The 26,039-nt window shown below is 62.3% G+C and carries 15 protein-coding genes; 8 read left to right on the top strand and 7 right to left on the bottom strand.

Going from position 1 to position 26,039, the window contains the following annotated elements; translation table 11 throughout:
* Positions 1-11: 11 nt before the first annotated feature.
* The 4 genes from CKW30_RS00185 to CKW30_RS00170 form a co-directional block, all read right to left on the bottom strand.
* Positions 12-7,832 carry a non-ribosomal peptide synthetase gene (locus CKW30_RS00185; protein ID WP_095179468.1) on the bottom strand — a complete coding sequence of 2,607 codons (7,821 nt, stop codon included), beginning with the start codon at positions 7,830-7,832 and terminating at the stop codon, positions 12-14.
* Complete coding sequence (locus CKW30_RS00180) at positions 7,829-11,230, bottom strand: non-ribosomal peptide synthetase (RefSeq protein WP_095179467.1); 3,402 nt, start codon at positions 11,228-11,230, stop codon at positions 7,829-7,831. Before CKW30_RS00180 ends, CKW30_RS00185 begins: the two co-directional genes overlap by 4 nt.
* A gap of 187 nt (positions 11,231-11,417) precedes the next feature.
* Complete coding sequence (locus CKW30_RS00175; protein ID WP_095179466.1) at positions 11,418-12,401, bottom strand: TauD/TfdA family dioxygenase; 984 nt, start codon at positions 12,399-12,401, stop codon at positions 11,418-11,420.
* A gap of 39 nt (positions 12,402-12,440) precedes the next feature.
* Positions 12,441-13,181 (bottom strand): thioesterase II family protein, encoded by a 741-nt coding sequence (locus CKW30_RS00170; protein ID WP_095179465.1) that lies wholly within the window; start codon positions 13,179-13,181, stop codon positions 12,441-12,443.
* A gap of 134 nt (positions 13,182-13,315) precedes the next feature.
* Here CKW30_RS00170 and CKW30_RS00165 point away from each other — a divergent pair, with 134 nt between their 5' ends.
* Positions 13,316-14,449 (top strand): cupin-like domain-containing protein, encoded by a 1,134-nt coding sequence (locus tag CKW30_RS00165; protein ID WP_095179464.1) that lies wholly within the window; start codon positions 13,316-13,318, stop codon positions 14,447-14,449.
* A 111-nt stretch (positions 14,450-14,560) separates the two neighbouring features.
* Here CKW30_RS00165 and CKW30_RS00160 read toward each other — a convergent pair whose 3' ends face one another.
* Positions 14,561-15,733 (bottom strand): MFS transporter, encoded by a 1,173-nt coding sequence (locus CKW30_RS00160; protein ID WP_095179463.1) that lies wholly within the window; start codon positions 15,731-15,733, stop codon positions 14,561-14,563.
* 234 nt (positions 15,734-15,967) lie between these two features.
* On the opposite strand from CKW30_RS00160, the gene CKW30_RS00155 reads away from it, so the two are divergent.
* The 3 genes from CKW30_RS00155 (at position 15,968) to CKW30_RS00145 (ending at position 19,661) form a co-directional block, all read left to right on the top strand.
* Entirely contained in the window at positions 15,968-16,768 is an 801-nt protein-coding gene (locus CKW30_RS00155; RefSeq protein WP_095179462.1) for a glucose 1-dehydrogenase, read from the top strand.
* Complete coding sequence (locus CKW30_RS00150) at positions 16,761-18,587, top strand: glycoside hydrolase family 15 protein (RefSeq protein ID WP_095179461.1); 1,827 nt, start codon at positions 16,761-16,763, stop codon at positions 18,585-18,587. Before CKW30_RS00155 ends, CKW30_RS00150 begins: the two co-directional genes overlap by 8 nt.
* 186 nt (positions 18,588-18,773) lie before the next feature.
* The gene (locus CKW30_RS00145) at positions 18,774-19,661 is read left to right on the top strand and encodes an alpha/beta fold hydrolase (protein ID WP_095179460.1); all 888 of its coding nucleotides are present in this window, start codon (positions 18,774-18,776) and stop codon (positions 19,659-19,661) included.
* Here CKW30_RS00145 and CKW30_RS00140 read toward each other — a convergent pair.
* Positions 19,630-20,613 (bottom strand): GlxA family transcriptional regulator, encoded by a 984-nt coding sequence (locus CKW30_RS00140; protein ID WP_095179459.1) that lies wholly within the window; start codon positions 20,611-20,613, stop codon positions 19,630-19,632. The genes CKW30_RS00145 and CKW30_RS00140 overlap by 32 nt on opposite strands.
* Before the next feature lie 89 nt (positions 20,614-20,702).
* Here CKW30_RS00140 and inhA point away from each other — a divergent pair, with 89 nt between their 5' ends.
* From inhA to CKW30_RS00120, 4 genes are all read left to right on the top strand, one after another.
* On the top strand, positions 20,703-21,389 hold the full coding sequence (gene inhA, locus CKW30_RS00135; protein WP_095179458.1) for an isonitrile hydratase: 687 nt from the start codon (positions 20,703-20,705) through the stop codon (positions 21,387-21,389).
* A 209-nt stretch (positions 21,390-21,598) separates the two neighbouring features.
* On the top strand, positions 21,599-22,390 hold the full coding sequence (locus CKW30_RS00130) for a CPBP family intramembrane glutamic endopeptidase (protein ID WP_095179457.1): 792 nt from the start codon (positions 21,599-21,601) through the stop codon (positions 22,388-22,390).
* A gap of 102 nt (positions 22,391-22,492) precedes the next feature.
* Positions 22,493-24,058 (top strand): PAS domain-containing methyl-accepting chemotaxis protein, encoded by a 1,566-nt coding sequence (locus CKW30_RS00125; RefSeq protein WP_041479077.1) that lies wholly within the window; start codon positions 22,493-22,495, stop codon positions 24,056-24,058.
* 327 nt (positions 24,059-24,385) lie between these two features.
* On the top strand, positions 24,386-24,856 hold the full coding sequence (locus CKW30_RS00120) for a hypothetical protein (protein WP_052392185.1): 471 nt from the start codon (positions 24,386-24,388) through the stop codon (positions 24,854-24,856).
* Between the two features lie 172 nt (positions 24,857-25,028).
* On the opposite strand, the gene CKW30_RS00115 is transcribed toward CKW30_RS00120, so the two are convergent.
* A complete protein-coding gene (locus CKW30_RS00115; RefSeq protein WP_095179456.1) occupies positions 25,029-25,382 on the bottom strand; it encodes a DUF6124 family protein in 354 nt (117 codons plus the stop codon).
* Positions 25,383-26,039: the final 657 nt, after the last annotated feature.

The following is a 26,039-nucleotide window of genomic DNA, read 5'->3' as shown; positions in this document are numbered from 1 at the left end:
GTTTTTCCCTCTCAAGAAATCAGTTTTTCCAGATCATCGAGGGATAGACGTTTGAGGGCCTCCAGTGATTTAGCCAATTCATCCTGAACGGGCGACATTTCGACGCGCAGGGCTTCGATCCGCGCGCAGAAATCCTTGAGGGTGTCGGTTTCGAACAGCGCCTTGAGCGGCACCTTGTCGCCGAGACGCTCCTGCACCCGGGTCACCACCAATGTCGCCAGCAACGAATGGCCGCCGAGCTGGAAGAAGTTGTCCGCCAGCCCGACCCGCTCGATTTCCAGCACTTGCTGCCAGATCGTCGCGACCTCCCACTGTAAGTCGCTTTGCGGTGCCTGGTATTGCTCCTGCGTCGGGCTCTCGCCCAACGCCATCAGCGCCTTGCGATCAAGCTTGCCGTTGGGCGTCAGCGGGATCGCATCGATCAGGTGCAGATGCCCCGGCACCATGTGCGCCGGCAAGCGAATGGCCAAGGCATTGCGTACCCGCTCGGCCAGCGTCGACCGCTCGCTGTCCGGCGCGGCGACGAGGTAGCCATGCAGGTGTTTGCCAGCGGCGCCGTCCTGCGCCAGTACCACCGCTTCGCCGATATCGTCGAGTTCCAGCAGACGCGCTTCGATCTCGCTGAGCTCGATGCGGAAGCCGCGAATCTTCACCTGATGGTCGGCGCGACCGATGTACTCGATGTTGCCATCGTCGCCCTGGCGCACCAGATCGCCGGTGCGGTAAAGGCGCTCGCCGTTGCTCGCGTAAGGATTCGGCACAAAGCGTTCGGCGGTCAGCGCGGCACGACGCAGATAGCCGCGCGTCACCCCGGCACCCGCCAGGTACAGCTCGGCCGCCACGCCCTCGGGCAGCACCTGCAACTGACTGTCGAGCAGGTAGGCCACGGTGTTGTCCAGTGGCCGGCCAATGTTCGCCCGGCCCTGCGGCGTGCGCAGGGTGAAGGTTGAATAAGTGGTGTCCTCCGACGGCCCGTAGAGGTCGTAGACCTGCTGCACCTGAGTGCTGGCGTAGAGGCTGTCGACCAGACTCTGCTTGAGCGGCTCGCCGGCCAGATTGATGGTGCCGACCGAAGTCGGGATCTGCCCGGCCCGTTGCAACGCGGCAATCGCCGACGGCACAGTGTTGATCAGGGTGACCTGCTCGCGCGCCGGCAAATCCGCCAGCGCCAGAGCGTTGTCCGCCAATACCAGACAGCCTCCGCAGGCCAGCGTGACGAAGATTTCCCACACCGACAGATCGAAGCAGATCGAGGTCGAGGCCAGCACACCGCGCAATTGTTCTTCGCGATAGACACCCGCTGACCACTGAATCAGCGCCGACAGATTGCCGTGGCTGATGGCTACGCCTTTCGGCTTGCCGGTGGAGCCGGAGGTGTAGATCACGTACGCCAGATTGTCTGCCGCGAGATTAACCAGTGGCGCAGCATCCGGGCATTCGCTGGCGACGCTCTCGTCCATCAGCAGCACCTGTGCGCTCAAGGTTTCAGGCAGCATCGCCAATGCCGCTGGCTCAGTGAGCAGCACCGCCGCGTGGCTGTCGTCGAGCATATGCAGCAAGCGTTCCTGCGGGTAATCCGGATCGAGCGGTACGTAGGCGCCACCGGCCTTGAGGATCGCCAGCAAGCCGACCAGCATGTCCGGCGTGCGGCGCATGCACACGCCGACGCGCACTTCCGGCCCGACGCCCATGCCTTGCAGCTTGTGCGCCAGACGATTGGCCCGGGTATCGAGGTTTTGGTAAGCGATGGACTGCTCAGCGAACAGCACCGCGTTCGCCTGTGGCTGTCGCTGCACCTGCGCGGCGATGTGCGCCAGCACCGTGCGTTGATCCCGCGTGGTAACCGGCGCCTCGCCCCACTCGATCGCTTGTTGCCGTTGTGGCTCGTCGAGCAGTTGCAGCGCGCCCAGCGGCTGCGTGGCGTCGACGAGGAACTGTTCGAGCAGACCTTGCAACTGCGCACTCAACACGCGGATCGCTTGAGCGTCGAAGCTGGCCTGATCGTAACTTACGCCCAGACTCATCTCGCGGCCGGTGACCGCGACCAGCGTCAGCGGATAGTTGGTCTGCTCCTGCCGGCGGATCGCCGAGAACTTCAGGCCCGTCTGCGGTCCCTGCGCCAGCGCTTCGGCCATCGGATAGTTCTCGAACACCAGAATGCTGTCGAACAATGCCCCGGCACCCGCCCCGGCCCAGCGCTGAATGTCATACAGCGGCGTGTGTTCGTGCTCGCGCAAGGCCAGGTTGAGGTCTTGCACCTGTTGCAGCCATTGGCTGACGCCGATCTCCGGCGATGGCGCCGCCACCACCGGCAAGGTGTTGATGAACAGACCGATCTGCTGCTCGACGCCCGGCAAATCGGTTGGCCGTCCGGCGACCGTCGCGCCGAACGCCACGTGATCCTGGCCGGTGTAGCGCTGCAACAGCAGCAGCCACGCCGCTTGCACCAGTGTGTTGAGGGTAACTTTCTGCTCGCGGGCAAAGCGGTTCAGTTCGGCGGTCAGCGGTTCGCTGAACACATGCTCGTGATCGGCGTAGCCGCTGGCCGCGTGCCTGACCGGCATGGCACTGGCCAGTCGCGTCGGCTGTTCAAGGTCCGCCAGCGCTGCGCGCCAGAACTGCCGACTGGCTTGCTGATCGCGCTGGCCGAGCCATTCGATGTAATCGCGATAACGCCCCTGCCCTGCGCCCGGCGTGATGCCGGCGTAGCGTTGCAGCACTTCGCCGAACAACTGCGATGTGCTCCAGCCGTCCATGAGGATGTGATGGCAGGTGTAGATCAGGTGATGAGTGTGTTCAGCGATGCGCACCAACGTCACGCGCAACAGCGGTGCGTCGAGCAGATCGAAACCGTTGTGCAGGTCTTCAGTGGCGAGATGATCAAGTGCTGAATCAAGGCCGGCGCGACCGCGCCAGTCCTGCACCTGCCACGGCATCTGCACACGGCTGCGTACCACCTGCACCGGCGCGGCGGCATCCTGCGGCCAGACGAACGCCGTACGCAGAATATCGTGAGCATCAACAGTCTGCTGCCAGGCCTGGCGGAAGCGCTCGGCGTCGAGCTGCTCGACATCCACGCGCAGCTGATTGGTGTAGGCCGGGCTGTCCGGCTCGTTGCGGCTGTGGAACAGAATGCCTTGCTGCATCGGCGACAGCGGGTACAGATCGACGATGTCACGCGGCGCCATCGGCAGCGCCGACAGCTGCGCCTGGGTCAGGTTGGCGAGGTTGAAATCCGAGGGTGTCACGCCACCGGCCGCGCTGTCGCAGCAATGTTCGATCAGGCGTTGCAGTTCGCGGCGATAGGCCTCGGCCAACGCCTCGATGGTCTCGGCGCGGTACATGCCGGTGCCGAAGGTCCAGGTCAGTTCCAGCTCACCGCCGAGAACCTGTCCGTCGACGCTCAGCCAATTGCCCAGCGGCGCTTGCCCATCCTGATTGGCGCCGGTGCTGTCAGCGCTTGGCAGGAACAACGCGCCCTGCTCAGCGCTGAACGCGCCGTCGAACTGGCCGAGATAATTGAAGGTTACCCGTGGTTGCGCCAGCGTCTGCAACTCGGCAGCACGCGTGAGGTAACGCAGCACGCCATAACCGATGCCTTTGCCCGGCACGGCGCGCAGTTGCTCCTTGATCGCGCACAGCGACGCAGCGGGATTGGCCTGCGGGGTCAGGCGCACCGGGAACAGGCTGCTGAACCAGCCGACCGTGCGGCTCAGGTCGATGTCGTCGAACAGGTCTTCACGACCATGGCCTTCGAGCTGGATCAACACCGAAGGCTGCTCGCTCCAGTCACACAACACCCGCGCCAAAGCCGTCAGCAACAGGTCGTTGATTTGCGTGCGGTAAGCCGCCGGGGCGACTTTCAGCAGCTTGTCGGTCAATGTCTGGCTCAGGCGCGTACTGGCGCGAGCGGCCTGGGCGCGGGTCTGGCTGTCCACGGCGAAATCTTGTGGCAGTGCCGCGTCTTCCGCCGCCAGAGTCTGGCGCCAATAATCGCGATCGCCGGCAAGCGCTTCACTCTGTGCATAACGGTGCAACTGCTCGGCCCAGTTGTGCAGCGAACTGCTCTGGCCCGGCAACACAGGCGCCGTCCCCGCCGCCCATGCGAGGTAAGCCTGCTGCAAGTCTTCGAGCAGAATGCGCCACGACACGCCATCGACCACCAGGTGATGGATGACCAGCAACAAACGCTGCTCGGCGTTCGGCAGGTTGACCAGCACCGCGCGCAGCAAGTGCCCGCGTTGCAAATCCAGGCTGCGCTGCGCCGCGTCGGCCACGGCCGGCAAGGCATCGAGGCTGTCCAGCTCGCGTACCCAGAGCAATTCGGCATCACCCTGCGGCTGCGGCAGTACCTGCCAGTGATCGCCCGACTGCACAAAGCTCAAGGCCAGCGCTTCGTGCTGTTCGACCAACGTCGCCAGCGCCTTGCGCAAATGCACGGCGTCCAGCGCCAGGGTCGGTTGCAGCATTACCGACTGATTCCAGTGCTGACGCTGGGCAATCGGCGTCTCGAAGAAGCGCACCTGGATCGGCAGCAACGGCAACGGCCCGCGTGCCACTGGTGCCGCGACGGCAGCCGGTTTGGCTTCGATCAGTTTGGCCACGGCAGCCAGTTGGCCGATGGTCTGTTTTTCGAACAACTGCTTGGGGCTGAGCTTGATGCCCTGGCGCTTGGCCCGGGCGATGATCTGCAAGCTGAGGATCGAGTCGCCACCCAGTTCGAAGAAGTTATCGCTGCTGCCGACTCTTTCGAGCTTGAGCACCTCGGCCCAGATCGCGGCGAGTTTTTCCTCGATCTCACCGACCGGCGCGACGAACTGCTGGCTGACCACGCCGGGCACTGGCAAGGCACGCTTGTCGAGCTTGCCGTTGGCAGTCAGCGGCAGCTTTTCCAGCAACAGCAACTGTGCCGGCACCAGGTAATCCGGCAGCCGCGCCTGCAATTGCTCGCGCAGCTCCTGCGCCTGCACCTTCGCGCCCACTGCCGGCACGCACCACGCCAGCAGTTGCAGGCGCGCCGGATCGTCATCCAGTGGCAGCGCGAGCACGGCGGCTTCGCTGATGCCATCGAGGCTGAGCAACAGCCGCGCGACTTCCGCAGGCTCCACACGGTAGCCGCGCACTTTGACCTGATCGTCGGCACGACCGATGAACTCCAGCGCCTGCTCGCGATTGCGCCGGACCCGGTCGCCACTGCGGTAGACCCGCGCGCCCGCTGCGCCGAACGGGTCGGGCAGGAAGCGTTCTGCGGTCAGCGCTGGCTGATTCAGGTAACCAAGGGCAACGCTGTCGCCGCCGATGTACAGCTCACCGGCGACCTGATCGGCTACCGGGTTGAGCACATCGTCGAGCACATAGACATGGGCACCGGCCAACGCCGTGCCGACCGGAACACTGCGTGCTTGCGCGGCAAGCACTTCGACCTCATGGGTCAGCACGCCCACGGTGGTTTCGCTCGGGCCATAGTGATTGATCAGGCGACAGCCCGGTTTAAGTTGCTGCACACGCTCGACCAGTGCCGGCGAACAGGCTTCGCCGCCGACGATCAGTGCGTGTTCCGGCAGCACATCGGCAGGCTTGGCCGCCTGCAACAGCGCGGCGAGATGCCCGGGGACGATTTTCAACATGCCAACGCGATGGCAGGCCATGTATTCGGCAAAACGATCCGGGTCGAAGCCGAGTTCTTCTGGCAGCACATGTAGCAAACGACCGGAGCACAACGCGCCGAACAGCACGGTGAAGCCAAGGTCGGCGGCGATGGTCGAGACCAGCGCCATGCTCGCCTCCGGCGCAGGAGCCAGACGTTCGAGTACGCCGCGCACGTAACTGCCCAGCGCGCCGTGGCTGACCAGCACGCCCTTGGGTTGCCCGGTGGAACCGGAGGTGTGAATCACGTAGGCCGGCGACTGCGCATACAGCGTCAACTCAGGCGCGGATGCCGGCAGTGACTGCCATTGCCCCTGTGCAAATTCCAGACCCTGACAGCCCTCAGCCGCCAATTCGCTGAGCCGTGCGTCGCCTTCAGCACCGATCAGCGCCCGCGCCTGGGCAGCGCCGAGCATCTGTTGCAGGCGCGCGCTTGGCGCCCTGACGTCGAGCGGCATGTACACCGCGCCAGCCTTGAAAATCGCCAATACGCAAGTCAGCCAGTCCAGCGAACGTTCCAGCAGCACCGCCACCGGTTCGCCGACATTGACGCCCTGCGCACGCAAATAATGGGCGAGACGGTTGGCTTGTTCATCCAGCGCCTGGAAAGTCACCGTTTGCTTGAGATCCCGAGCGGCCAGCGCCTGTGGCTGCCGCGCCACTTCACGCGCCCAGTGTTGCAACACCGTCAACGCCGGTTCGCGGTGAATGGCAAGCACAGCAGGCCGCGTGGCCACGGTGTGCAGTGGCGCCTGCGGCGAGTCGAGCAACTGTGCAAACAGATCCAGCAACATCGGCACAAAACCGGCGACCGTTTCCGCCCGATAGAGATCGCTGGCGTAGGTCATCTGACCGTGGATCAGTGCGCCGTCGTCGGTGATGTCCAGGGCCAGATCGAAATGCGTGCCGTCCTTGGCCAGCGGGTATTCGCTGACGGTCAGGCCGGGCAAGGCCATCGAGCGTTGTTTCTGCATGCCGACGTTCTGGTTGAACTTGGCCTGGAACAGCGGGTTGTGGCCCAGGGTGCGTTCGGCGACCAATTCGTCGACCAGTTGCTCGAACGGCAACTCCTGATGTGCCTGTGCGCCGAATGCCGCTTCACGCACCTGCGCGAGCAAATCCGTGAAACTGCCGCGCTCATCGATCTGGCAACGCAGCACCTGGGTGTTGACGAAGAAACCGATCAGCCCTTCGACTTCGGCGCGGCCACGGTTGGCATTCGGCACGCCGACACGAATGTCGCGCTCGCCGGTCAGACGCGAAAGGAACAGCGAGAACCCGGCCAGCACCAGCATGAACAGGCTGATGCCCTGGCTGCGCGCGAAGGCATTGAGCTGCTGCGAAAGGTCAGCACCAAAATCGAAGCTCAGGGTCTGCCCTGCGAAGCTCTGGGTCGGTGGTCGGGCAAAGTCCGCTGCCACTTCCAGCAGCGGATGCTCGTCGCCCAATTGCTGACGCCAGTAGTCGAGCTGGCGTTCACCCTCGCCGGCCTCCAGCCAGCGCCGCTGCCAGATCGCATAGTCGGCGTATTGCAACGGCAGCGCCGGCAATTGCGGCTCGCGCTGCAGGCTGAACGCCTGATAGCACTGCACGAATTCCTTGACCATGACGTCCATCGACCAGCCATCGGAGACGATGTGATGCATGCTCACCACCAGCACGAACTCATCGTCGGCCAAAGCAAACAGGCTGGCGCGCAACAGCGGGCCGTGGCGCAGATCGAACGGTTGCGCGGTGACGTCTTGCACGTGTTGCGCGAGCAGTTCTTCGCGCTCTTGCGCGGCGGTGCCGGTCAGATCGAAGCGTTGCAGCGCAATACTTTGCTGCTCGAGGATCAGCTGATGCGCTTGATCGCCGTCGGTGTGAAACACCGTGCGCAACACTTCATGGCGCGCCAGCAGATGATCGAACGAGCGGCTCAGGGCTGACTCATTCAGCGAACCTTTGAGACGCAAGCCAGCGGCCATGTTGTACGCGGCGCTGTGCGGTTCCAGTTGCCACAGGAACAGCAGGCGTTGCTGGGCGAACGACAGGGGAATCTGCCCGCAGTCGTGGCGGCTGACCGGCAACGGCAACAGGCTGAAGTCCTTGCCCTCCTCGCGCAGTTTGGCGAGAAACAGCCGACGCTGTTCCAGCGGCAAGCCGACGAACCTTTTTGCAATACGTTCCGCCATCGTGCCGCTCATACTTCTTCTCCTTGCAAAGCATTCATGAACTGATCCATGTCGGACCAGTCGTCGTCGCCGCTCACCTCGGCCAGTTGCCCGAGCACCTCGGCCAGATCCGCCAGCAGCGGGTTTTCGAACAGGCTGCGCAGTGGCAGCACCACGCCCATCTGCTCCTTGACCCGGGCAATCACCTGCGCGGCCAACAACGAATGACCACCCAGTTCAAAAAAGTGATCATCCAGGCCCACACGCGGCACGTGCAGCACCTCGGCCCAGACCTGCGCCAGACATTGTTCAGCCGGTGATTGCGGGGCGCGGTAATCGCCCTGCAACTGCGCAGGATCCGGCGCTGGCAAGGCCTTGCGGTCGAGCTTGCCACTCGGTGTCAGCGGCAGGTTCGCCAGCAACAGCAGATGCCCCGGCACCATGTAATCCGGCAGGCTGGCTTGCAGCGCGGCGCGGGTCTGCTGACGGAATGCCGCTTGCGTCGCCGCGCTGGCGAGCACCGCAGGTTCTGTCACAACGTAGGCGACCAGTTGCGCACCGCCGGCGAACGGCACCGCCAACACCACTGCTTCGCGAACGCCCGAACATTGCTGCAGGCGCGATTCGATCTCGCCCAGTTCGATGCGAAAGCCACGAATCTTCACTTGATGATCGACCCGGCCGACATACTCCAGCGCGCCATCGCCGCGCAGCCGTGCACGGTCGCCAGTGCGATACAGGCGCTGGCCGTCGGCAAACGGGTCGGCAATGAAACGCTCAGCGCTGAGGCTCGGCTGACGGTGATAACCGCGCGCCAGCCCCGGCCCACCGATGTACAACTCGCCCACCGCGCCTTGCGGCAGCAGGTTCAGATCATCGTCGAGCACGTACAGACGCCGCGCCGCCAGGCCCTTGCCGATCGGCATGCCGCGCCACGACACGTCCTGCGCGGTCAGCGCAGTGCAGTCATGAATCGTCGAGACCACCGTGGCCTCGGTCGGGCCGTAGGTGTTGAGCAGGCGCATATGGCCGAGCCCGGCCTGTTGCCACAAGCGCAAACCGTCCACCGCCATGGCTTCACCGCCGACGTGAATCTGCCGCAGCGCGCCGAAACTTGACGGCGGTTTCGCCGCGTATTCCTGCACCAGCCAATACCAATAAGCCGCTGGCAGGTCGGCCAGGGTGATGCCCTGATCGATGATCACCTGATGCAGCGTCGCGCTGTCCCACAACGGCGCGTCGCGCATGACCACGCTGGCGCCATGGCACAGCGGTGGGAAAAACTGCTCGACGAAGCCATCGAAACTGCTGGTGGCGAATTGCAGAACCCGGTCGCCTTCGCGCAAATCGCTGTAGTCGATGGCGCGGGCGATGAACTCGCTCAGCGCGCCATGACTGACCGCCACGCCTTTCGGCCGCCCGGTGGAACCCGAGGTGTAGATCACATAAGCGAGGTTGTCGGCTTCGACAGTGACCGGCAGATTGTCGCTCTGTTCGCTGGCGGGCAATTGCTCCAGACACAGGCATTCGATGCCGTCGAGCGGCGGCAGGCTGGCGAGGCTTTGCTGGTCGCCGAGCAACAGTTGCAAACCACTGTCAGCGAGCACATGGCGCAAGCGTTCGGCCGGCGTCTGCGGATCCAGCGGCACATAGGCACCACCGGCCTTGAGCACCGCCAGCAGCGCCACCGCCAATTCCAGCGAACGCCCCAGCGCGACGCCGACCAGCACGTCCGGGCCGACACCCTGTGCGCGCAACTGATGGGCCAAGCGATTGCTGCGGCTGTTGAGTTCGTCGTAGCTGAATGCCGGCGCAGGCGCTGTGGCCAACCGCACCGCCGGCGCTTGCGCAGTCCGTGCGACTTGCGCTTCGAACAGGCTTTGCATGCTAGTGAAACGAGGCGCTGGCGCGGTGGCCTGGATCAAGGCGTGGCGTTCGTCTTCGGCAAGCATCGCCACATCGCCGATCAACTGCTGCGGGTCACGGCACACCGACTGGAGAATGTTGCGCCAATGCCCGGCCAATGCGGCGATGGTTGAGGCATCGAAAATATCCGTGGCGTACGTGAAGGCGGCAAACAATTGCTCGCCCTCCTCGCGAGTGTCGAGCATCAGGTCACTGGTGGCCGCATGTTGCCGGCCGCTGCCGGCCAGTTGTTCCTCGCTCAGATAGCCCACGCGCAAGCCGGAAGCGAGTTGCGCCTGGTGCAAATCGGTGACCAGCGGCTGATGGTTGAACATCACCTGAAACAGCGGATTGTGGCTTTGGCTGCGCGCCGGTTGCAGGGCTTCGATCAAGGCGTCGAACGGCAGATCCTGATGGGCCTGGGCTCCGAGGGCGGCCTGGCGCAGACTCTGCAGCAGCTCGGCGAATGGCATTTGTGCAGTGACCGCGCTGCGCAGAATCTGCGTGTTGACGAAGAAGCCGATCAGGCCCTCGGTTTCACTGCGGGTGCGGTTGGCGATCAGCCCGCCGACACGAATATCGGTCTGGCCGCTGTAGCGATGCAACAGGGTCTTGAACGCTGCCAGCAACACCACGAACAAGGTTACGCCCTGACGCTGGGCAAGGTTTTTCAGCTCTTCGCGCAGGGCTGCGTCGATCACCGTTTCCAGGCGTGCGCCCTGATGACTGGACTGCGCCGGATAGGCGCGATCGGTGGGCAATTCCAGCACTGGATGTTCGTCGCCCAGTTGCGTGCGCCAGTAGTCCAGTTGCCGCTCGCGCTCACCGGCCTCCAGCCAGCTGCGTTGCCACAGTGCGTAGTCGCGGTAATGCACGCTCAGCGTCGCCAGCGTCGGTTCACGCCCGGCCACCAGCGCGTCGTAGGTGCGCATGAACTCGTCGATCAGAATGTTCATCGACCAGCCGTCGGCGATGATGTGATGCAGGGTCAGCAGCAACACATGTTCCTGCTCGGCCAGGCGCAACAGACGCAGACTCAGCAGCGGGCCGTTCTGCAGGTCGAAGGCCTGCGTCGCCTCGGCCATCATGTGCTGCTGCGCCAGCAGCCAGCGCCGGGCTTGGGGCAACTCGCTCAGGTCAGTCACGGGTAGTTTCAGAGGCTGAGGTTCGGCCACACGCTGGAAGGCCCGCTCGCCGTCCTGGCCGAAGGTGGTGCGCAAACATTCGTGGCGCGCCGCCAGACGGCTGAAGGCCTGCTCCAGTGCCTCGACGCTTAGATCGCCCTCCAGACGCACCGCCATCGGCAAGTTATAGGCTGCGCTGGTCGGCTCCAGCTGCCAGAGAAACCACATGCGCTGCTGCGCGTAAGACAGGCCGTCACGCTCGGCGATGCCGTCGCAGGCGGTCATGGGCAGCTGCGCAAAATCGATACCTTCGCGGGCCATGCCGGCGAGGAACAGACGGCGTTTGTCCTGGGGCAATTCGATAAAGCGGCGGGCTAGTTTCTGTGCGTCTGCGGCATTCATGCGTGGAGTCCTTGCTGATCGGCGGCGTGACCTGGAGACCCGGTCGTATCAACAAGAACGAATGGCCCGCGCGATGATTTAGCGCGCCAGCGGCAATCACGGCCCGACGGTTCAAAGGCCAGACAGACAAATGCCGAAGCCGGTACAGGCCCGGATTCGGCATTTGAGTTGAAGAGTTGCGAACAGGTCAGCGCGCGTCCTGCGAATGCCCCTCGGCCATGGCCACGATGACTTTGCGCGGCCCTTCGAACGGTGAGCGCGCGTGAGCCGAGAGCATGTTGTCGAGCATCAGCACATCGCCCTCCTGCCAGGGGAAACTGATCGCACAGTCGTCGAGCACCGCGCGAATCTGCGCCAGCACTTCGTCTTCGATCGGCGAGCCGTCGCCGTAGTAGACATTACGTGGCAGGTCTTCTTCGTCGACGATGTCGAGCAAGCTTTCGCGCACGTCCGCTGGCAGGTTGGAGATGTGAAACAGGTGCGCCTGATTGAACCAGACGTGGTCGCCGGTCACCGGATGCACCGCCACCGCCTGACAGGTCTGCCGCGTGCGCAGCTCACCGTCGTCCTTCCACTCGCAAACTATGCCGTGAGCCTTGCAGTAAGCCTCGACGACTTCACGGTCTTCGGTGTTGAACACGTCTTCCCAAGCCACGTCGAGGCCGTTGCCAAAGTTGCGCACATACATCAGACCTTTACTGACGAAACGCTCGCGGATCGCCACCGGGATGCGCCGGTAGACTTCGCGGCTGTCGGCAATCGGCGTCTCGCCGCCGGACTTGGCGGCGATCATGCTGTAGAACCAGATCTTCATCGGCCAGTCGCGGGAATAAGCCTGTTCGTTGTGCAGCGGAATGCTTTGGTGCGCCGGGTATTCGGTGGAGGTGTACACCCCTTGGGTGACGTTGGTACGCGGCGTCGAGCCGAACTCGTAGTTGAGCAATGGATGGCCGAAACTCGCGGCAAACTGGCGAAACTGCTCGGCGCCGTCGAGGCGGAAGCCGCGAAACAGCACGCCACCGTCGCGCAGCAGATGCTCGTCGACCAGCTCCTTCAATTCATCGAATACCGCAAACAGATCAGTGTCGGCATCGCTCGCCTCGATCAACAGCGGCAAGCGTCCGCGCTGCGGCAGCAATGGCCGAACGGAAAATCCCAGAGCAACAGTCATGACTGGCCTCCTGAATATGCGTGATAGATGAGTCGCGTCTCAGAACGCCGGTTGCGCGGCCTGCGCATGGCGCCGGTGATGCACTTCCAGATGCGTCTTGATCGTGCGAATGACCCGCGCTTCGTGCTCATGAATGAAGAAGTGCCCGCCGGTCATCATGTCCACCGAGAAACTGCCCAGGGTCTCTTTGCTCCAGCCGATCAGTTGTTCGGTGGTGGCGCGGTCTTCCTTGCCACCGAGCACGTGCACCGGGCAATTGAGCAAGGGCCGCTCGGCAGGCGTGAAGCGCCCGCACATCATGAAATCGGCGCGCAGCACCGGCAGGGTCAGGCTCATCAATTCCTGATTGGCGAGGATTTCTTCGCTGGTGCCCTGAAAAGTGCGCAACTGTTCGATGAGTTCTGCATCGCTGCGCGGTTCGGCAAAGCCTCGGTCGTAATCGCTGCGCATGGACGGTGCGGCGGTGCCGGAGGCGAACAGCGCCAGCGGCTCCGGCACACCCAATTCGCGAAAGGCATGGGCCATTTCGCAGGCGAGCAACGCACCGAGGCTATGCCCGAACAACGCATACGGGCCTTGCAACCCCGGCTTGTGCTCGCGCGCCAGTTGCCGCGCCAGTGCGCGCATGTCGGTTTGCAGCGGTTCATCGAACCGCGCGCCACGTCCCGGCAGTTCCACCGGTTGCAATTGCAGCCACGTCGGCAGTTGACGCCGCCAGCGGCTGTAAACCATGGCGCTGGCGCCCGAATAGGGCAGGCACAGCAATGTCAGCTTGGTCACCGCGCTTTCCTTGAAAAATGTGTCTGCAAGAAAGACGGATCACTGGCCGGACAAATTAGTCGCCGGCCGCTAAATTCCCCCGCGAGCCGCTCGTTGCCTGTTCAGGAAAAAAACAACAATCGCGAGGAATCACCGTGGACCTGCAGAGCATTCTGGGCAAGTTGTTCGCCAACGCCGGCGCGGTCGGCATCGAGGGCGTTTTCCAGTTCATTTTCAGCGCGCAACAGGCGTACTGGTACGACATCAAGACCAGCCAGCGCACGGAAATCGGGCGCCATCCAAGCCCGGACGTGACCATCGAAGTGGCGCAAAAGGAATTTCTCGGGATCATGGCCGGCGTGGTCAATGTCGAGGAACTGTTCGCCAGCGGGCGCCTGAAGATCGGCGGCAACATGGGCCTGGCGACGATGTTGCCGCAGATCATCGACCACGCTCGCCAGGGTGGCGGCACGGTGGAAAAGGTTGACATGAACAAGCGCTACCCGACGCCACCGCGCTTCAGCGAAAAGCTCACTGCCGCGCTGCCTCGGCAGACCAGCATCGAACGCCGTGCGCGCGAAGGGTTGAGCCGGCACGAATTCGAAACCCGGTATCTGCCCAACGGCATTCCATTGGTGATCAGCAATGCCCTGCACGACTGGCCATTGTTCAGCCTGAGCCGCGAGGAATCGCTGGTGCATTTCGCTGAACTGCAGGGCATCACCCGCCATGGCGATTATGTGAAGAAGACCTTTTCCACCGAGCGTGATTTCCGCTCGACCTCGATGGCCGAATTCATCGCCTCGCTGGACAGCCCGGCGGTCAAAGGCGCGGATGGCGAGCCGCCGGCGTACATGGGCAACAACATCCTGCCCGCGCAATTGTTGCAGCAGATCCAGTACCCGCCCTACTTCGACACGTCGCTGTTCATTCCGCCACGTATCTGGATCGGCCCCAAGGGCACGCTGACGCCGTTGCACCGCGATGACACCGACAACCTCTTCGCCCAGGTCTGGGGGCAGAAAAAATTCACCCTTGCCGCACCTCATCACCGCGAGGCACTGGGCACTTGGTCGACCGCGCCCAAGGGAGGTCTGGATGGCTGCGATTTCAACCCGGACGCGCCGGACTATGAACGCTTCCCGGCAGCGCGGGAGGTGACGTTTTTGCGGGTGACGCTGGAGGCTGGGGATCTGCTGTTTTTGCCAGAGGGATGGTTCCATCAGGTGGAGTCGGTGTCGACTTCGTTATCAGTCAACTTCTGGATCAACTCCGGCCGCGGCTGGTAACACCGCAAAATAACTGTGGGAGCGAGCCAGCTCGCGAAGGCGTTGTATCAGGTATGAAGATATTTACTGACACACCGCCTTCGCGAGCAGGCTCGCTCCCACAGTGGAATTTCATTTCAAGTGACGGAAACTTTGGAACGCTGAAATCAGCACCACCGCCCCCGCCGCAATCGCCAGCCAGAATCCGCTGCGCGCGCCAAAAACATCGACCAGCGCGCCGGAACCGGCGGCGCCGATCGCCACGCCGATGCTCAGTCCGGTCACCAGCCAGGTCAGGCCTTCAGTCAGTTTGGCCGGCGGCACGATGCGTTCGATCAACGCCATCGCAACAATCAACGTCGGCGAAAAGAACAGTCCGGCGATAAATACCGCGATCGACAAGCCGAGGATGTTGCTCGCCAAAAGCAGCGGCAGCGTGGTCACCGCCGTCGCCACACCGCCGTAGAGAAACAGGCGCGGCAACGGCAGTTTCGAACGCATCGCACCGAAGGCGATCCCGGCCAGGCACGAGCCGATTGCGTATACCGACAAGACAATACTGGCCGCTGCCGGCTGGCCCTGATGTTGAGCGAAGGCGACGCTGACCACATCGATGACTCCGACGATCACGCCCATCGCCAGCATCAACGCCAGCAGCCATTGCACGTCGGTCGAGCGAATGATCGAGCCCTGATGCTGCGACTCCTGCGCGTGCACGGGCGGCTCGGTGCTGCGCTGGGCGACAAACGCCGTCACGCCAATGGCCAGAGCCAACAGCGCCGCCAGCGGCCCGGCCTCGGGAAACACCGCGACCGACAGGCCCACCGACAGCGGCGGCCCGACGATAAAACACACTTCGTCGAGCACCGACTCCAGGGCATACGCCGTCTGCAATTGCGGCTGGCCACGATAGATCTCGGTCCAGCGCGCCCGCACCATCGCCGACATGCTCGGCATGCACCCGGCCAGCGCGGCGAAGACGAACAACGTCCAGTCCGGCGCCTGCAAACGCGTGCACAGCAGCAACATCAATAACCCGCCGCCACCGGTCAGCGCTGCGATCGGCAGCACCCGCCCCTGCCCGTAGCGGTCAACCAGTCGCGATACCTGCGGCGCGCAAAACGCCGTGGCCAAAGCAAACGTCGCCGCCACCGCACCCGCCAGCGCATAACCGCCGTTCAACTGCGCAAGCATGGTGATGAGGCCGATGCCGGTCATGGAAATCGGCATGCGCGCCAGCATCCCGGCCAGCACAAACGCACGGGCGCCGGGGGCGGTGAACAATTCGCGGTAGGGGTTTGCCATCGATTGCAGCCTCATCAGGGGCGGCCAAGTTGCCATAGCCTTGAATACCGTGGAAGCGCGCAATTGTTAGCGGTCTGTGAAGGCCCCTTCGCTCGCACATTCGAAATGCCGTCCCCCGGTGGGAGCGAGCCTGCTCGCGAAGGGGCCGGCGCAATCACCGCATCCAGCAAATGAACTCTCAGCGTCTGCCATCAGTCAGCTACTTAAGTCTCTGGAACCAAGGCGCGAATCGTCATGCAGATTTCCCTCGCTCATCAGGTGGCGCTGGTCACGGGTGCCAGCTCCGGCATCGGCCATGCCGCCGCCAAAGCACTCGCTGCGGCCGGTGCTGCGGTCGTGATCAACTACAACAGCAGCGCCGAACCTGCCGAAGAACTGGCTGCACAAATCAACGCTGAGGGCGGCAAGGCCCTCGCTATCGGCGCCGATGTTTCGAAAGAAGAAGATGTCGAGCGGCTGTTCAAAGAGACCGTCGAAGCCTTCGGCTCGCTGGACATTCTGGTGGCCAATTCCGGCCTGCAAAAAGACGCCGCTGCCGTGGACATGACGCTCGACGACTGGAACACGGTGATCGGCGTCAACCTCACCGGGCAGTTCCTCTGCGCACGGGCGGCGTTGCGGATTTTCCAGCGTCAGGGCGTGCGCGAAGGCGTGTCGCGCGCGGCGGGCAAGATCATTCACATGAGTTCGGTGCACCAGCGCATTCCATGGGCCGGGCATGTCAATTACGCGGCGTCCAAGGGCGGCGTCGATCAATTGATGCAGAGCCTCGCCCAGGAAGTCAGCCACCAGCGCATCCGCATCAACAGCATCGCGCCCGGTGCGATCAGCACGGCTATCAACACAGAAGCCACTGAAGGCGCGGCCGGCGACAAACTTCTTGAGCTGATTCCGTACGGGCGCATCGGCGATGTCGAGGATGTCGCCAACGCAGTGGTTTTCCTCGCTTGCGACCTGTCCGATTACATCGTCGGCACCACCCTGTTCATCGATGGCGGGATGAGCCTCTATCCGGAGTTTCGCGGCAATGGCTGAGCCTGAAGTGGAACAACAAAGTCCCATCGGTGCCCACGGCATCATCGGCGACATGCGCAGCGCCGCACTGGTCAACGACAAGGGCAGCGTGGATTTTTTCTGCTGGCCGGAGTTCGACAGCCCGACGATCTTCTGCTCGCTGCTCGATACCCCTGAAGCAGGGATTTTCCAGCTCGCGCCGGACTTGCCGGATGCGCGCCGGGAACAGATTTATCTGCCCGACACCAACGTCTTGCAGACCCGTTGGCTAAGTGAGCACGCAGTGGTGGAAATCACCGATCTGTTGCCCATCGGAGACGATGTCGACGCCCTGCCGCTGCTGATGCGCCGGGTGCGCGTGGTCAGCGGCTCGGCGACGTTCAATCTGCGTTGCGCGGTGCGCCACGACTATGGCCGCGCCGACACCCGGGCAGAAATGGACGAAAAAGACGTAACGTTCCACGCCGCTGGCCAGCCGTCGATACGCCTGGCTTCAGATCAGGCACTGCAGATCGACGCGCAAGCGGCCGTCGCGCAGTTCACCCTCAAGCACAATGAAACCGCCGCGTTCATGCTCGGCGGCAGCGACGATCCGCGTTTTGCCGAAGGCGCCGGCGAGTTGTGCATGGAGCGCACCCTCAAATACTGGCGCGGCTGGATCGGCCAATCCAACTATCGCGGGCGCTGGCGGGAAATCGTCAATCGCTCCGCCCTCGCCCTGAAACTGCTGACCTCGCGTCGCCACGGTGCGATCCTCGCCGCCGCCACCTTCGGCCTGCCGGAAACTCCCGGCGGCGAGCGCAATTGGGATTACCGCTACACGTGGATCCGCGATGCCTCGTTCACGGTTTACGCGTTCATGCGCCTGGGCTTTGTCGATGAAGCCAACCACTACATGCAATGGCTGCGCGGACGGGTCAGCGATTGCTGCGGCAAACCGATGAAGCTCAACATCCTCTATGCCATCGACGGCCAGCAGGAGTTGCCGGAAACCGAACTCACGCACCTGTCCGGTCACGGCGGCGCGCAACCGGTGCGGATCGGCAATGGTGCCTACGATCAGGTCCAACTGGACATCTTCGGCGAGCTGATGGACGCCGTGTATCTGGTCAACAAGTACGGTGATGCGATTTCCCACGAAGGCTGGCGGCACGTCGGCGAAGTGGTCGATCAGGTCTGCGAAAACTGGCAGAGCGAAGATGTCGGCATTTGGGAAATGCGCGGTGAGACCCATCATTTCCTGCACTCGCGGCTGATGTGCTGGGTGGCGCTGGACCGGGCGATCCGTCTGGCTTCCAAGCGTTCGCTGCCGGCGCCGTTCGCCCGTTGGGATGACACCCGGCAAGCGATCTACACCGATATCTGGGAAAACTTCTGGGACGAAGAACGCGGGCATTTCGTTCAGTACAAGGGCGGTACCGCACTGGATGGCTCGATGCTGCTGATGCCGCTGGTGCGCTTCGTCAGCGCCAAGGATCCGCGCTGGCTGTCGACTCTGGAGGCAATCGAAAAAACCCTGGTGCGTGACGGCATGGTCTATCGCTATCGCAACGAAGACGCCAACATCGATGGCCTCAGCGGCATCGAAGGCGCGTTCGCCGCGTGTTCGTTCTGGTACGTCGAATGCCTGGCCCGCGCCGGCCAGGTGGAAAAAGCCCACCTGGAGTTCGAGCAATTGTTGCGATATGCCAATCCGCTTGGGCTGTACGCCGAAGAGTTCGACAGCCATGGGCGGCACCTGGGCAACACGCCGCAAGCGCTGACGCATCTGGCGTTGATCAGTGCGGCGAGTTTTCTTGATCGCAAGCTGAGTGGCGAGAAGAGTTCCTGGCAGCCGTAGCGTTGAGCGCTTTTTCGCCAGCGCTTGTCAGACCGATCTCTGATCGACAGGTATGTTTCCACAACGGGCCTGCATGCCAGACAACTGGCTCAGGCCCATATTCATGGTGAAACCTGCGCAGCGGTGACCCGCATTCCGTTCGCAGATCCAGAGTGTCTGAATACGATTCAAACGGAGTGGTTCGTCATGATCGAGAGCGTTCTTACCCCAACCCTGACCATTGCCTACGAACAGCACGGTCAGAACAACGGCGCCCCGGTAATTCTGCTCCACGGCTTCCCCTATTCCCCGCGCACCTTCGACGAAGTCGCCCCGGCGCTGGCCGCGCGAGGCTACCGCGTCATCGTGCCGTACTTGCGCGGTTACGGGCCGACCCGGTTCAACAGTGCGCAAACCCTGCGCTCCGGCCAGCAAGCTGCGATGGCGCAGGACTTGCTCGATCTGATGGATGCGCTGGGCATCGAACAGGCCACGCTTTGCGGTTATGACTGGGGCGGTCGGGCAGCGTGTATTGTCGCGGCGTTGTTTCCGGCGCGAGTGCGCGGGCTGGTCAGCGGCGACGGCTACCTCGTGCAGGACATCGCCCATGCGAACCAGCCGTTGGACCCGGAAGACGAGCATCGGCTCTGGTATCAGTACTATTTCCACACGCCGCGTGGCGCCGAGGGCCTTAAGCAGAATCGCCGGGAGTTGTGTCAGTTGCTCTGGCGGCTGTGGTCGCCGACATGGGCGCGAAAGGACGAACGCTACCCGCTGACCGCTGGCGCTTTTGATAATCCTGACTTTGTCGACGTGGTGATTCATTCCTATCGGCATCGCTTCGGCTACGCCCCGGGCGATCCAGCCCTGGAGTGGATGGAAGAAGCGCTGGCCACAAAGCCGGTGATCAGCGTGCCGAGTATTTCGCTGTGCGGTGGCGATGATGGCGTCGGCCCGCCTTCGCTGATTGATGAAGATGCCGAGCATTTCAGCGGCTTTTATGAGCGGCGCGTGCTCGCGGGTGTCGGCCACAACATTCCCGAAGAAGCGCCGCAGGAAACCCTCAAGGCAATACTGGATCTGCTGCAACGCTGACCGAAAACCGCTCCCGATAAGCCTGCGGCGTCACGCCAATCGCTCGCAAAAAACTGCGCCGCAGCGTCTCTTCGCTGCCAAACCCGCAATTGGCGGCGATGCGTTTCACCGGCAAACCGGTATCGCTGAGCAGTCGCCGCGCGGTTTCGACGCGGATCAATTCGATCGCCCGCGCCGGGGTCTGGCCGGTGTCGGCGCGGTAGTGGCGGATGAAGCTGCGTTCGCTCATGCCAGCCTGTTCGGCGAGGGTCGGGATGCTGAGGTCGCAGGTCAGGTTCTCGGCGATCCAGGCGTGCAGTTCATCGAAGCGGTTGCCCTGTTGTTGCAGCGACAGCGTCACGCTGAACTGCGACTGCCCGCCCGGGCGTTTCAGGAAGACGACCAAGTGCCGGGCGACGTCGAGGGCGATGTCGCGGCCGAGGTCTTCTTCAACCATGGCCAGCGCCAGATCGATACCGGCCGTGACCCCGGCGGACGTCCACACCGGGCCGTCGTTGATGAAAATCGGATTGGCTTCGACGCGCAGATTGGGATGTTGCGCGGCCAGTTGCTCGCAGCGCGTCCAGTGCGTGACCACGCGGCGGCCATCGAGCCAGCCGCTGGCGGCGAGCAGAAAGGCCCCGGTGCACACCGAAGCCACGCGCCGACAATGAGTGCCGTGCTCGCGCACCCAGTCGACCAGTTGCGAGTCTTCGGCGGCGGGATAAATGCCCCAGCCACCGGCAATGATCAAGGTGTCGCTGGGCGTTTGCGGCAACGGTTCGGCGAGCACCGCCAACCCCGCCGATGACATCACCGCCCCGCCGCCGCTGGCGATCACGCTCGGCGCATAGGGTGTGGGCAAACCGCGCTGGCGAGCCAGATCGTTGGCCGAGGCGAACACCTGCAACGGCCCGGTAACATCGAGAATCTGCATGTTGGCAAACGCGAGGACGTGAATGGCTTTAGGCATTTGGCGTAATTCGTGGGGTTATTGGCGTATGCGCCAGAACCTACGCGCCTACAGTGCAGTCGTCCACTTCTTTCAACGGAGCAAGAACGATGACGCTGCAGATCGGTTTTCTGTTATTCCCGCAGGTCCAGCAACTCGACCTCACCGGCCCTTACGACGTCCTCGCCTCGTTGCCCGGCGTGCAGGTGCACCTGATCTGGAAGGACCTGATGCCGGTGACGTCCAGCACCGGCCTGCTGCTGAAACCGACTACAACTTTCGAGGATTGCCCGGATTTGGACGTAATCTGCGTGCCCGGCGGTGGCGGCGTCGGGCCGTTGATGGAAGATCAGCAGACGTTGGACTTCATCAAACGCCAGGCCGCCCAGGCACGTTACGTGACCTCGGTGTGCACCGGCTCGCTGGTGCTCGGCGCTGCTGGGCTACTGAAGGGCAAGCGCGCGACTACGCACTGGGCCTATCACGAGTTGCTGCCGACCCTGGGCGCGGTTGCGGTGAAGGATCGGGTGGTACGCGACGGCAATCTGTTTACCGGTGGCGGAATCACTGCCGGGATCGATTTTGCCTTGGTGCTGGCGGCGGAACTGGTCGATGCCGACACAGCGCAACTGGTGCAGTTGCAACTGGAATATGCCCCGGCACCGCCGTTCAATGCCGGCAGCCCGGACGTGGCGCCGAGTGCGGTTGTCAATGAAGCGCGGTTGCGCGCGGCGCCTTCGTTGAAGCTGCGCACCGAGATTACTGAACGCGCGGCGGCCAAACTGGGCCTGCGCTGATATCCAGCCGAATGCAAAACCTGTGGGAGCGAGCCTGCTCGCGAAGGCGGAGTGTCAGGCGCCAGTGACGTCATCTGGAAGACCGCATTCGCGAGCAGGCTCGCTCCCACATTTGATTTGTGTCTGGCATCACTGCCACACCTTCACTTGTCCCACCTCCCTCGCCCGTGTAGAAAGCCCCTTCCAGAAATCTCGCACAAGGACTTTCGATGAAGGCGCTGCCCTGGCTCTACCTCGCGCTGCTCGGCCTCGGTTACGGACTGGCCCTGAGCTACGGCCAGCTCGGTTGGCTGGCATTGATCTCCGTGGGGCTTTTGCTGTTCGCCGCGTTCGCCGTGCGTCAGCAAGAGGTGCCGGTCGCGCGTTGGCTCGGCCATGGCCTGTTCATCGTTCTGGCCGTGGCACTGGCGATGCACTGGCTGCCGGGCTTCGCCAACGCCCGGGTGATCAATCCGCAACGTTTCACTGACAACGCGGTGCCGTTCGCGATGTACTTCAATCTCGACAAACCGCTGGTGGGCTTCTGGTTGCTGCTGGTTTGTCCGTGGATCGTCGCGCGGCGTTCGTTGCGCCTGACGGTCTATGCCACCGCCCTCGCCCTGACGCTGTGCGCGATTCTCGCCCTCGGCGGCGCGCTTTTACTTGGCGTGATCGCCTGGGCACCGAAATGGCCGGATCAGGCCTGGCTGTGGGTGCTGAACAATCTGCTGCTGGTGACGCTGGTCGAGGAAGCCCTATTTCGCGGTTATATTCAGGGCGGACTCAGCCGTCGCCTCAAGCACCTGCCCTACGGCGACAACCTCGCGCTGCTGTTGGCCTCGCTGTTGTTTGGTCTGGTGCATGCCGGCGCTGGCTGGACCTGGGTGTTGCTGGCGGGACTGGCCGGGGTCGGCTATGGTCTGGCCTACCGTTTCGGCGGACTGGGCGCGGCGATCGCCACCCATTTCGGCCTGAACCTGTTGCACTTCGGCCTGTTCACCTATCCGATGCTGGCCAGTTGACGCAAGCGCGGTTTTGCGACGGCGTACTTAAATCTGAAAAAAAACTTCAATAAAAACCTGTCGGCGCCGACAACCATTCAAAGCCTTGCGGATTGAAAAACCATGCGTAACAACCAGCCCATTACACAACGCGAGCGGACCTTTCCAGCTCAGCAACGGTTGATTTCCACCACCGATGCCAAGGGCATGATCACCTACTGTAACGACGATTTTGTCGAGATCAGCGGGTTTTCGCGGGAGGAACTGATCCGTGCGCCGCACAATCTGGTCCGCCACCCTGACGTGCCATCGGCGGTGTTCTCGCACATGTGGGGCACACTGAAACAAGGCTTGCCATGGATGGGCATCGTTAAGAATCGCTGCAAATCCGGTGACCACTATTGGGTTAACGCCTACGTCACACCGGTGTTCGATGGCAGCCAGGTGATCGGTTACGAGTCCGTGCGCGTCAAGCCCACCGCCGAACAGATCCGCCGCGCCGAAGCGCTCTACCAACGCATCAACCAGGGCAAGTCGGCGATTCCTTCGACGGACAAATGGCTGCCGCTCCTGCAGGACTGGCTGCCGTTCATTCTGGTCAGCCAGCTGAGCTTCATGATCGGCGCGACGCTGAACTCGCAGTGGGGCTTCGCCCTCGCCGCCGGTTTGTCGGTGCCGCTGGGCCTGATGGGCCTGCAATGGCAGCAACGCGGGCTCAAGCGCCTGCTGCGCCTGGCCGAACAGACCACCTCCGACCCGCTGATCGCGCAGATGTACACCGACAGCCGTGGCGCCCAGGCGCGTCTGGAAATGTCGATCCTCAGCCAGGAAGCACGCCTGAAAACCTGTCTGACCCGCCTGCAGGACACCGCCGAGCACTTGACCGAACAGGCCAAGCAGTCCGACGCCCTGGCACACAACAGCTCAACCGGCCTGGAACGCCAGCGCGTGGAAACCGAACAGGTCGCCACCGCCGTCAACCAGATGGCCGCCACCACCCAGGAAGTCGCCAGCCACGTACAGCGCACCGCTGACGCCACCCAGGAAGCCAACCGCCTGACCGGGCGTGGCCGCGACATTGCCGGGGAAACCCGCGAAGCGATTCAGCGCCTGTCGGTGGTCGTCGGCGAAACCGGCCTGACCGTGACACAACTGGCCAAGGACAGCGACGAAATCGGTGGCGTGGTCGACGTGATCAAAGGCATCGCCGACCAGACCAACCTGCTCGCCCTCAACGCTGCGATTGAAGCGGCGCGTGCCGGTGAAATGGGCCGTGGTTTTGCGGTAGTGGCTGACGAAGTCCGCCAACTGGCGCAACGCACCAGCGAATCCACCGGGCAGATTCATGCCCTGATCGCCAAGTTGCAACAGACTGCCTCCAGCGCCGTGCAAACCATGGAAGCCGGGCATCGCCAGGCCGAAGAAGGCGTGGCCCGGGTTCTGGAAGCGGATCAGGCACTGGTCGGCATCAGCGAAGCAGTGGCCAATATCACCGACATGACCACCCAGATCGCCGCCGCGACCGAAGAGCAAAGTGCCGTGGCTGAGGAGATCAGCCGTAACATCAGCAATATCTCGGAACTGGCCGATCAGACCTCGGAACAAGCGCACAACTCGGCGTTGCTCAGTGAAGAACTGACGAAGACGGCCAACACGCAGTATTCGTTGGTGGCGCGGTTTAATCGCTGATTGAAGGCTGGAATGAAAAAACCCGGATGGCGTGAGCTTTCCGGGTTTTTTGTTGTGTCAATGAACTACTCAATAGGATTTGAGTAGGTTGAGACTGCGCTTGAGTAGTTCAGTCTTGCATTGCGCCGCCTGCCAAACCGAGACATCTAATATTGAACTTCATCAGAAAGTTTTGCGCTGCACATTCGGAAATCCTGGCGAAAATCCACAGAATACAGCGTATGTCTACTGTCAGGTCTTACAGTAGACATTCAAGTTTCAGGGGCATATCTATAAATCGTTGAACAGATGGTTTTCATTATCACGATATGACCAAGGAGCTAAAAAATGAGCAAACATAGCATCCTCATCCCAAAACCAGGTGCCATTGCAAAACAGTCTAATGTTTTCACTTGGCAATTCGGCACCAACCCTGAAACAACGGCCACTATAATTTCTTTTGAGCTACGTCATTTTATTCCGACGGGCGAAAAGAGCTGGTCAATCTCAGGATCTACAGGAACGCTGGAGGAGAAGAACATCTTTCTCTACTCTTTCTCGATCCCCTATACCAGTGACGCCCCGTTCCATAAAACCTATACGCTAGAAGACGGGCTGACATTCCAGCACGGCCACTCGTCACCTGGACCCTCTGGGTTTTATGGATTTACTTATGTTGATGCTGATGAAGCCACGGTCACTATCGACATCCATCCCACTAAGGGGATTGCTAAAGGTACATTTGAAGCAAAGTTCAAAAGCCATGGATACCGAACGCAGCCTATAGGTACTTTCAACTTGCTTAGGGATGATTTGTGATTTTTCGCGACAACGTTTCGATCAGATTGCATCCCCGCCCTTTCAGCCGTATGGCGCTTCGAGAGCAGGCTCACTCCTACATTGGATCTGCGGTGATCACAGATTAGGTGCCAGACACCAATCCCCTGTGGGAGCGAGCCTGCTCGCGAAGAGGCCATAACAGCCAGCGAAATTATTGAGGCAACTTGAGCTTGTCCAGCAGTCGATTGACCAACAGTTCGTTGAGCATGATCACCTGTTGCAGCGCCAGCAGTGGTTTGCGTTCCGGGCCGCCTATCGAGTTGGCGATGTTACCGGCCATGGCATGCGCGTATGAAAGCGACTCGCAGGCCTCGACCAACAGGGTTTCGTCATCCAGCGTGGGGTCCACGACATAGATCGGGCGATATTTTGGAGAGCTTGGTGGAGCGGCCAGATCTTCGGGTTTGAGGTAGTAATCGAGGGCGCGGTCGGTGGCTTCCTGGATTTTTTGCGGATCGAGAGCGCGGTCTTGGGGGGGTGGCGGGTTTGGGGTGACTTTGAACATGGGCGTACTCCGGTTTCGAATATTGGGAGCCAACACCCTCGCTACCAAACGAAAGGTGGTGGTCATACGCAGGTTGGTAGACCGGTCGAAACAGGAAACCCGGCGCTCACAAAGGAGCCCCACGCATGCCCACCATAAAAGTCGAGCCCCGAAACGGGACTGCATACGGTGACGCTATACAACGGTTTCGACGCGGGCTACCAAACCCCATCACTGTTTTTCAGTGACAGACAAACGATATAGCCCGCCGCCTAGACGCGTAAGCCGGCGGATTCTGGCGTAGGCGTAGGCAATGGCGCAAGGAGTTGTAGCCGGGATGGCGTAACGGGTCGTGTAGTTTAAACGTGGCTATTTGATGATGTTTAAGTGCAGGGATTGCCTCTGACAGGCAGGTGGTTTGATGTCGTCTGGAAGGGAGCTTTCGCGAGCAGGCTCGCTCCCACAGAAAAGCAAGGCAGCGCAGCTGCCCGCGGCGAAGCCGCACCACTCAACAATGAGCGCAAGCTCGAGTGCTCTTGATCTTGATCCACCGGCGACGTCGGAAGGCTGAGTGGAGGGATTGATCCGGGGGTGGGAGCGCAGCGACCGTCTGGCGCAGCCAGACACAGCGGAAGGAGGTGCAGCGAAGCAAACCGGAGCCGCTGCGCCCGGATCGAT

Source organism: Pseudomonas sp. Irchel 3F6 (assembly GCF_900187595.1).
GTDB lineage: Bacteria > Pseudomonadota > Gammaproteobacteria > Pseudomonadales > Pseudomonadaceae > Aquipseudomonas > Aquipseudomonas siliginis.
This window is presented reverse-complemented; position numbering and strand designations above follow the sequence as displayed.